At 65.2% G+C, this 8,517-nt stretch carries 6 protein-coding genes; all 6 read right to left on the reverse strand.

What is annotated here, in order from left to right; translation table 11 throughout:
- Window positions 1-14: 14 nt before the first annotated feature.
- A complete protein-coding gene (locus AB4Y92_RS13630) occupies window positions 15-2,042 on the reverse strand; it encodes an acyltransferase family protein (RefSeq protein ID WP_441820148.1) in 2,028 nt (675 codons plus the stop codon).
- An 84-nt stretch (window positions 2,043-2,126) separates the two neighbouring features.
- Window positions 2,127-3,317, reverse strand: a complete 1,191-nt coding sequence (locus tag AB4Y92_RS13635; protein WP_441820149.1) for a hypothetical protein — start codon at window positions 3,315-3,317, stop codon at window positions 2,127-2,129.
- Entirely contained in the window at window positions 3,292-4,713 is a 1,422-nt protein-coding gene (locus AB4Y92_RS13640) for an MBOAT family O-acyltransferase (RefSeq protein ID WP_441820150.1), read from the reverse strand. Before AB4Y92_RS13640 ends, AB4Y92_RS13635 begins: the two co-directional genes overlap by 26 nt.
- 84 nt (window positions 4,714-4,797) lie before the next feature.
- A complete protein-coding gene (locus AB4Y92_RS13645) occupies window positions 4,798-6,204 on the reverse strand; it encodes an FAD-dependent oxidoreductase (protein ID WP_441820151.1) in 1,407 nt (468 codons plus the stop codon).
- A complete protein-coding gene (locus AB4Y92_RS13650; RefSeq protein ID WP_441820152.1) occupies window positions 6,201-7,004 on the reverse strand; it encodes a DUF6875 domain-containing protein in 804 nt (267 codons plus the stop codon). The genes AB4Y92_RS13645 and AB4Y92_RS13650 overlap by 4 nt, the downstream gene beginning before the upstream one ends.
- A 131-nt stretch (window positions 7,005-7,135) precedes the next feature.
- Entirely contained in the window at window positions 7,136-8,467 is a 1,332-nt protein-coding gene (locus AB4Y92_RS13655; RefSeq protein WP_441820153.1) for an MFS transporter, read from the reverse strand.
- Between the last annotated feature and the right edge of the window lie 50 nt (window positions 8,468-8,517).

The following is an 8,517-nucleotide window of genomic DNA, read 5'->3' on the forward strand; positions in this document are numbered from 1 at the left end:
CACTGCAGTTTCTCCTAGCGGCTGCCGGGCATGGAATCATGTCCGGTATCGAGAACGACGGGATCGATGTAGCTCACGCTCTCGAGAATGTAGAACTTGCGCAGATGGAACGCGTCGCGATAGATCGGCTCGTCGTTCTTGGTGATCGAAGGGCATTCGCCATCCGGGCACAGGCCGCCGAGCGGATCGATCAGGGTCGCGTTGTTGTCCTTGGCGATCTGCCGCAACCGTACCAGGAACGGCTCGTAGGCCGTCAACAGGTGCTGCTTGCTCGCCGGCTCGCTGTTGACCCGGAAACCAGGCGCAAAAATGGTGCGCTGGACCATCTGTCGCGGCGCGAAGCCCGGATTGAGCGGCGCGTTCTGCATGATGTAGACCTTCTTGCCCGAGGCGGCGAAGCCCTCGACCATGCGGCGCACGTTCTCCAGCGCCGGATCGGCCACCGGCAGCAGCGGGCGCACTTCGCCGACGTGATCGCTGTCGCGGTTGCCGGTCAGGTACGAGTACCACGAGAATCCGATCACCACCGATTCGATCGGCGCGGTCTTGGCCATGGCGATGGCATCGACCAGCAGCTGCCGGCACTTGGCGTGGGCGACGCGGGTGATTTCGTCGTGCGGGGCGCAACCCGGGCGCCAGGCGAAGATCGCGCCGCGGCTGTTGCCCGGATGCTCCTTGAGCACCTTGTCCACGCGCCAGTGGTACTGCGCCAGAGTGCTGTCGCCGATGAACAAGACCTTCTTCGCACCGGTGCCGACGTTGAGGAAGCCCGGCTCCTTCGGATACGGGAAGTCTTCGTTCTCGGCGGCGAGGATCTTGGCCACATCGGCCGGGATCGGACGCGCCGGGATCTGGGTCTTGTAGGTCAGCCAGCCGCCGACCGCGCACACCGCCATCGTCGCGAACAGGCCGCTGGCGACCTTCAGCGTCTTCGGCGAAGTGCGCAGCGGCCGCTCGATATAGCGATAGGTCAGCCACGCCAGCACGAACGACAGGGCCACCACGCCCACGCGCAGCGCCGGGGTGTAGTCGCGCCAGTCGATGGTGTGGGCCAGCGACAGCAGCGGCCAATGCCACAGGTACAGCGGATAGCTGATCAACCCGACGAACACCATCCAGCGCTGGCTCAGCACGCGGCGGCTGATGAAGCTGCCGGGGCCGGCGGAAATCAGCAGCACCGAACCGATCACCGGTGCCAGCGCCCACCAGCCGGGGAATTCCATCTTGTTGTGCAGGAACGCGAACGAACCGATCAACAGCACCGCGCCGAGGTTGGCGCGGGCGTTGTCGCCGAACAAACCCTTGTGCGGAATCCACGACGGCAGGCTTTCATGTCCGCCGTGGGCGGCCTTGTTCTGAGTGGCGAAGGCGAGCAAACCGCCGAGCGACAGCTCCCACAGGCGCGCGGTCGGCAGATAGAACGACTGCAGCGGTTCTTCGTGCACGGCCGAGACGTTCAAGTAGAACGACACCACCGTGATCGCGCCGAGCAACGCCACCTGCCAGCGGCCCAGCCGCCAGGTCGCCCACAGCAGCAGCGGCCACACCAGGTAGAACTGCTCTTCCACGCCCAGCGACCACAAATGCACCAGCGGCGCCTCGATCGCGCCGAAGTACAGATTGGTGTCGATGAACAAACTTAAGTTGAGTACGAAGGCCGCGCCGGCGGCTATGTGTTTGCCCAGTTGCTCGAATTCGTCCGGCAACAGCACCAGCCAGCCGAACAGGAACACCGTGATCATCATGGTGATCAGCGCCGGGAAGATGCGCTTGATGCGACGGCCGTAGAAGCCCAGCAGGCTGAACTGCTGCTTGTTCAAGGCGCGCAGCAGGATGCCGGTGATCAGATAACCGGAGATCACGAAGAAGATATCCACGCCGACGAAGCCGCCGGGTATCAGCGCGGGGAACGCGTGGAAGATCACCACCGGCAATACCGCGATGGCGCGCAGGCCATCGACATCAGGCCGGTAATCCAGGTGCGGCGCGGCGGGTTTTTCCTTGACCGGCGCGATGGCGTCGGTTGTGACTGCAATGGACATGGGGCTACCTGTGCTTGGCAAGAGTTGAATGGAATCCGATCAAGGCCCGCGCGTTCGCGCCGGGCCGGCATGGACCGTCCGGGTTCATCCGTCGCCGGGTTTGCGCCTGCCCTCCTCTTGCCACCGCTTGCTGTGCACCTTCAACCACTCCACCCGGTCCATCAGCACCTTCACGTAGGCGTCGGTATAGACCTGCGCGCCGGATTGCGAGAGATGCGACCACTCGGGAATGTCGAGGTTTTGCATCTGGGTGTAGTCCTCGAAATGGATGCCGAACGAGTTCGTCTCGCGCATCAATCGATCCCAGCCCGCCGCGCGCGGGAAACGCACGCGCTCCACGTCCAGCAGATGGCCGGCCGAAGGCGTGCGCAACCACACCACTTCACCGCCCCTGGCACGGATGCGATCGATGTCGGGCTTGGTCTTGGCGATCACGCGATCGACCACGTCCTTTTCCATCGGATCGCCGACCCAGTACTGGCCCCAGACGTAACGCGCGTGTTCGTTCAAGCGCGGATCGGTCTTGATCCGGTTCCACAGATACATCTGGCGGTCGTCGTAGGACTCGGCGATCTTCCATACCGACAGCGGCGCCACGCCTTCGCGTTGCGGCCAGTCGGCCCGTTCGAGCAGCTTGAACAAGGTGTAGTTGCTGTCCAGGAACGCCAGATCGCGCGAGGCGGCCTTGTACAGCAGATGGCCGGACTGCTGAGAGGGCGTCTGGTGATTGATGTACTTCAGCACCGTCACGCGCCGGCCCAGCTCATCGCTGAAGTAGCTCGATTCGCTGATGCCGACCACCACCAGGCCGGCGAAGCGTTCGTCGGAGGCTAGATCGTGCAGGAACGGCTGTGCGCTGGTCGCCGGCAAGGCGAGCTGCAGCGGCTTGCGTCCGGTGAGTTCCTCCCACTTGCTCAGCTCGGTGCCGAACAGCACGCGCGAGTCGCCGATGATCACCACCGAATCGGCCGGCAGCTTGTCCAGCCTGCGCCGCTGTTCGACCCAGTAGTCGCGATCGTCGTCCAGATCGCCCGCCTGCAGGCCGAGATGGCGCATCGCGATCTCCCAGCCCAGCACCAGCAGGAAGGTGCTGATCAGCACCTTCAGCATCAGCTTCGGCCAGGGTTGATCCGGCACCGGACGCGCCAGCCCGGTGCCGAAGCTGCTCTCCGAATCGGCGGTGGAAACCGCCGAATGCGGACGCTGCGACGGATCGGGTCCGAGCAGATCGGGGGCGACAGCGCCGGCGTCAAAACTGGAAGTAGATGAAACCATCGCCATTCCCTTGCGTAATGATGGTCAGAAACAGCATGCCGCTCATGGTCGAGACCAACAGCCATTGCGGAGCGCGCGCAACCACGTGTTCCAGCTCCTTGTCGCGCATATGCCAATGCGCGAACAGGGTCAGGGCCACGCAGACCAGGCTCAGAACGATCTGATACAACGACAGGATCGGCGCGGCGTCGGCATGCAGGCCGATCATGCTGCGGTAGATCGACATCGCCTCGGCCAGCGTCGGCGAACGGAACAGCACGCGGGTGCAGGTGATGATCCAGAACGTCAGCAACATCATGCTGACCTGGAACCACAGCCCCTTGGGAATGTTCCAGGCCTTGGTCTTGCGCCGCATCCAGCGCTCGCCGCACAGCAGCAGGCCGAATACGCCGCCCCAGATCACGAAGGTCCAGTTCGCGCCGTGCCACAGGCCGCTGATCAACAAGGTGATCATCAGATTGCGGTAGGTGCGCGCTTCGCCGTCGCGACTGCCGCCCAGCGGGTAGTACACGTAGTCGCGCAGCCAGGTCGAGAACGAGATATGCCAGCGCCGCCAGTATTCGGCGATGCCGATCGCCGCCAGCGGCGCGCGGAAGTTGTTCGGAATGCTGAAACCCAGGCACATGGCCGCGCCGATGGCGGTGACCGAGTAACCGGCGAAGTCGAAGAAAATCTGCGTGGCGAACGAGGCCGTTCCGACCCAGGCGTCGATACCGGTGATCGGGTCGCCGTTGCCGTAAACCGCATCCACCGCCGGCGCGAACACGCCGTCGGCCAGCACCACTTTCTCGAACATGCCGAAGATCATCAGCGCGAACCCCCAGCACAGCTGATTGGCCGTGGCGGTGCGCGGACGCTGGAACTGCGGCACCAGATCGGCGGTGCGCAGGATCGGGCCGGCCACCAACTGGGTGAAGAACGACACGAACAAGGCGAAGTCGAACAACTTCGGAATCGGCTCGACCCGCTTCCAGTAGATGTCCAGGGTGTAGGACATCGAATGGAAGATGTAGAACGAGATGCCGACCGGCAGCAGGATGTTCCACTTCGGCGCGGTGTACTGCACGCCGATCAGCTGCATCAACGCGTGCCAGTTCTCCTGCGCCCAGTTGCCGTACTTGAAGAAGCCCAGAAAGCTCAGGTTGAAGATGATCGACACGATCAGCCAGGCCCGTCGCCGGCCCTGCTCGGTCTGGCGATGGATCTTCAGCGCCACCGCCCAATCGACCACGGTGGACGCCCACAGCAGCAACAGGAACGGCGGGTTCCAGGCGGCGTAGAACAGATAGCTCGCCACCAGCAGATTGGCTTTCTTGACCGACCACGGCAGCCGCAGGTTGTGCAGGAACAGCACCACCGCGAAAAACACCAGGAACGTAAGCGAATTAAAGACCACGGCGAGCCTCCGTTGCCTGTGAGCGTGGATGCATCCGCGACCGGCCCGTGCGCAGTCCGGCGGCGATGCTTGCGAGCGCGGCCGTCATCGCAGCCACCACCAGGCTGCCGCGGCGACGCCGCACACCGCGACCGCGGCCAGCGCCTTCGCCGAGCGCAGCAGGATCGCGTCCTGCTGCTGGGCGCGGGCGCGCGCTTCGCCGTAGGGCATGGTCGTGTGCGCGATCATCGAATACAGCGGCAGCCAGCGCTTGGGCCACAAGCGGTTGAGGGCGATGTCCAGGCGCTTGCGCGCGACGAACCACGGCGACTGCACCTTCTTGCGCAGCTCGACGAAGTTCTCCTTCGACAGCTCGCACAGCACATCGGTGTGCTGGCGCCGGGCCTGCTCGTAGGCGTGGAAGGCCGCGGCGGTGTCGCCCTGGTTCGCGCTCAGCGCGGACACCAGCGTGCAGCAATCCTCGAACGCCGAGTTCATGCCCTGGCCGTAGAACGGATACACCGCATGGCAGGCATCGCCGACCAGCACCGCCCAATCGCCGAAGGTCCATGGCGCGGTGCGGGTGGTGATCAGCGAGCCGACCGGATGCTTCATCCATTCCTCGATCAGGCCAGGCAGCAGCCGCACCAGATCGGGGAAATACTTGCTGATCAGCGCGGTGATTTCTTCCGGCGTGCGCACCGTGGCGAAGCTGTCCTCGCCTTCGAACGGCAGGAACAAGGTCAGGGTGTGCGAGCCGTCGCGGTTGGGATGGGAGACGAACAGGCAATGGCTGCGCGGCCAAACGTGCAGCGCGGTCAGCTCGATCACCGACTGGCCGTCGGCGCCGGGCGCCAGGGTCAGTTCCTTGTAGCCCCACTCCAGGTATTCCTGGTGATAATTGGCGCGCTCGCCGCGCTGCAGTTCGCGCCGCGCGCTGGAGAACGCGCCGTCGGCGCCGACCATCCACTGCGGATGCGCGACCACGCGGCCCTGCGCGGTCTCGAACTCGACCGTGCGCGCGGCCTTGTCGACCTGGGCCAGGCGATGGCCGAAGTGCAGGCGCACCTGCGGATGGCGCTCGGCGTGATCCAGCAGCAGATGACCCAGCTCGTTGCGGTCGATCGAATGCAGGACTTCGCTGGCGTCCTTGCCGTAGGGCTGATAGCGCGTGCTGCCGTCGGGCGCGTGGATCACCCGGCCGCTCATCACTACCGCGGTATCGAGCACGGTCTGCAACAGGCCGACCATATCCAGCGCCTGCATGCCGCGCTTGGACAAGCCCAGGTTGATCGAGCGTCCGGCGCGGCCGCCCTGCGTGCGCGGATCGGGCTGGCGCTCGTACAGATCGACCGCGTAGCCCTTCTGCGCCAGGGCCAGCGTCAACATCGAACCGGCCAGGCCGCCGCCGACGATGGCGATGCGCTCGCTGGCAGGCGTGTCGCTGGCGATGGTCTCGGCCTTGCCCAGGCTGGCGCTGCCGTCGGCATGTTCTCGCGTATGCAGGTTCATGCCGGCTCCACCGCCGCTTCGCTGGCCTCGGCCGGCACGGTGCGCATGGCGACCTCGGCGACGATCAGCTTCTCCAGCGCTTCGTTGAACTTGGACGGCTTGAGCGATCCGCCCAGGCGATACAGGTACGAGCGCAGGAACGCGGCGCGCTCGGCCGGCGCATACAGATCGCGGGTCATGAACGGCAGATCCGATTCGACCATCAGGCGGATGGCAAGCATCGGCACCGGGCTGCGCAGCGGACGGAAATCGGGATTGCGCAGGCCCGGGCTGTCGTTCATCGAATGGAACTCGCCCAGCATCATGCCCTGATCGACGAAGTACGGCTTGAGCCGGTACTGCACCTTATCGACCAGCGCCGCGCCTTCCGCGCCGCGCGCGGTCAGGGTCGGGAACGCGACCAGGAACGCCTTGTTGATCGAGTCCGGCGACTTGGTCGGCTCGGTCGCCAGGAATACGTTGCGGTATTCCTTGATGATTTCCGAGATGCTGTCCACGGTCGGCTCGGCGTCGGCGACCTCGGAAATCCAGATCGTGTCCATGTTCAAGGCGCCCGGTACGAACGGGCAGATCGAACCGGAACGGCCGAGGTTGGGATGCGGCGCGCCGATGAATTCGCGCACCCACTTGAGCATGCCGGCCAAGGTCGAAGTCGGCTCGCATTCGCGCTCCACTTCCGAGACCCGCATCAGCCGCGGCACCGCGGACGACTGCATCGCCGCCGGCGCCTGGTCGTTGTGTCTGGCGGCCGCGGCGGCGTGCTTGCACGGCGCCGGGGATTGCCCTAGCTCAGTTTTCATTTCGCACTCCTTGCCTTCACGTTGTCGCGCCAGCCTTGCTGACCTGCTCGATACTTCCTGTTCATCGCTGCACTTCCTGTCGTTGTGAACCGGCCGTCCCCTAGAGGCCGCCTGGTGATCCGCGCCGCGCCTCAGTAAGAGGGCTCGGCGATGATTTGATTCTTTTCTTCGGTTGCCGCCACGTCTTCGAGTTCGTCGATGCGGCGGATCGCCGGCACGCCGTAGGCCCACAGCGCGACCAGGCTCATCGACACGCCCAGCAGCACGAACATCAGGCCGATGCCGCGGCCGGGCCCGACGCCGATCACGCTGCCGACGCTGTCGGCCAGCCAACCGTTCTCAAGCAGCGCCGGGCCAAACACGTAATCCGACAACGGCCCGGCCAGGCAGTAGCCGATCGCCATCGCCACGTTCAGCACCAAGTCCTGGATCGCGAAGCAGCGGCCCAGCAACTGCGGCGGAACCTTGCTCTGCCACAGCGAATTGTTGGAGGCGTCGATCGCAGGCAGCATCGTGAACAACACGAACCCCGCCGCCGCGACCAGAAGAAACGTGGGATGCAGCCCGTGCACGGCCAGGAACACGCCGCCGAGCATCGAGAACACCAGTACCCCGTTGATGCGCTTCTTCGGCCCGCCCGACATCGTCATCGCCAGTCCGCCGAGCAGCAGGCCGCAGCCGCTGATGGCGTATTGCATGCCGACTCGCTCCGGCGTGGAGAACGACAGCAGCAAGGGTGCGATGAGCACGCTGGCGATGGCAAACACGAAATGGTTATAGCCATACACCTTCAGCAGGCCGAGCAATCCCGGCCGCCCGTGCACGTAGCGCCAGCCGATCACCGCTTCGCGCAAGACGCTTTCCGGAGCCGCGCCGGTGCTCGCCGGCGCGCGCGGGATCGTCACCAGCAACAAGGTCACGATGCCGACGGCGAAGGTCGAGGCGTCGATCAGCAGCACGCCCTTGAAATCGATGGCGCTGACCAGGAAACCGGCCAGCAGCGGCCCGCAGATCGACGCCGCGGCTTCGCCCGAGTGAACCAGCCCGTTCGCGCGCGGCAGATGCTGCGCCGGCACCAGCAGCGGCACGCTGGCGAGGAAGGCCGGCTTGCGGAAGGTTTCCAGCAGCGAGGCCGTCGCGGCGACCGCGTACACATGCCAGACCGCGAGTTGGCCGGTGGACAGCAGCAAAGCCAGCGACGCCATCAAGGTCATCGCCGCCACGTCGCAGACCATCAGGATCGTGCGCCGGTCCCAGCGATCGACCAGCGCGCCGGCCCACGGCGCGGCGAAGATCGCCGGCAGCGCGGTGACGATGAAGGTGATCGCGAACTGGGTGGTCGAGCCGGTGGTGCGCAGCACCCACAGCCCCAGGGCGAAGCTCGACAGCTTCGAGCCGATGCCCGAGAGCATCTGCCCGATCCACACCAGCACAAAATTCCGCGACAGCACGAATCGGCTCATACCCGTATTGCTCCCTTGCATGACTGCATCGGCATGCGGCCGCGCCATCG

This window comes from Lysobacter sp. TAB13 (assembly GCF_052113885.1).
In the GTDB taxonomy this organism is placed as follows: Bacteria; Pseudomonadota; Gammaproteobacteria; order Xanthomonadales; family Xanthomonadaceae; genus Lysobacter; species Lysobacter gummosus.

What these genes read in the sequence shown, in the direction of transcription:
- AB4Y92_RS13630 (WP_441820148.1), bottom strand. Translation starts at nt 2,042, where the DNA reads ATGTCCATTGCAGTCACAACCGACGCCATCGCGCCGGTCAAGGAAAAA.
- AB4Y92_RS13635 (WP_441820149.1), bottom strand. Translation starts at nt 3,317, where the DNA reads ATGGTTTCATCTACTTCCAGTTTTGACGCCGGCGCTGTCGCCCCCGAT.
- AB4Y92_RS13645 (WP_441820151.1), bottom strand. Translation starts at nt 6,204, where the DNA reads ATGAACCTGCATACGCGAGAACATGCCGACGGCAGCGCCAGCCTGGGC.
- AB4Y92_RS13650 (WP_441820152.1), bottom strand. Translation starts at nt 7,004, where the DNA reads ATGAAAACTGAGCTAGGGCAATCCCCGGCGCCGTGCAAGCACGCCGCC.
- AB4Y92_RS13655 (WP_441820153.1), bottom strand. Translation starts at nt 8,467, where the DNA reads ATGAGCCGATTCGTGCTGTCGCGGAATTTTGTGCTGGTGTGGATCGGG.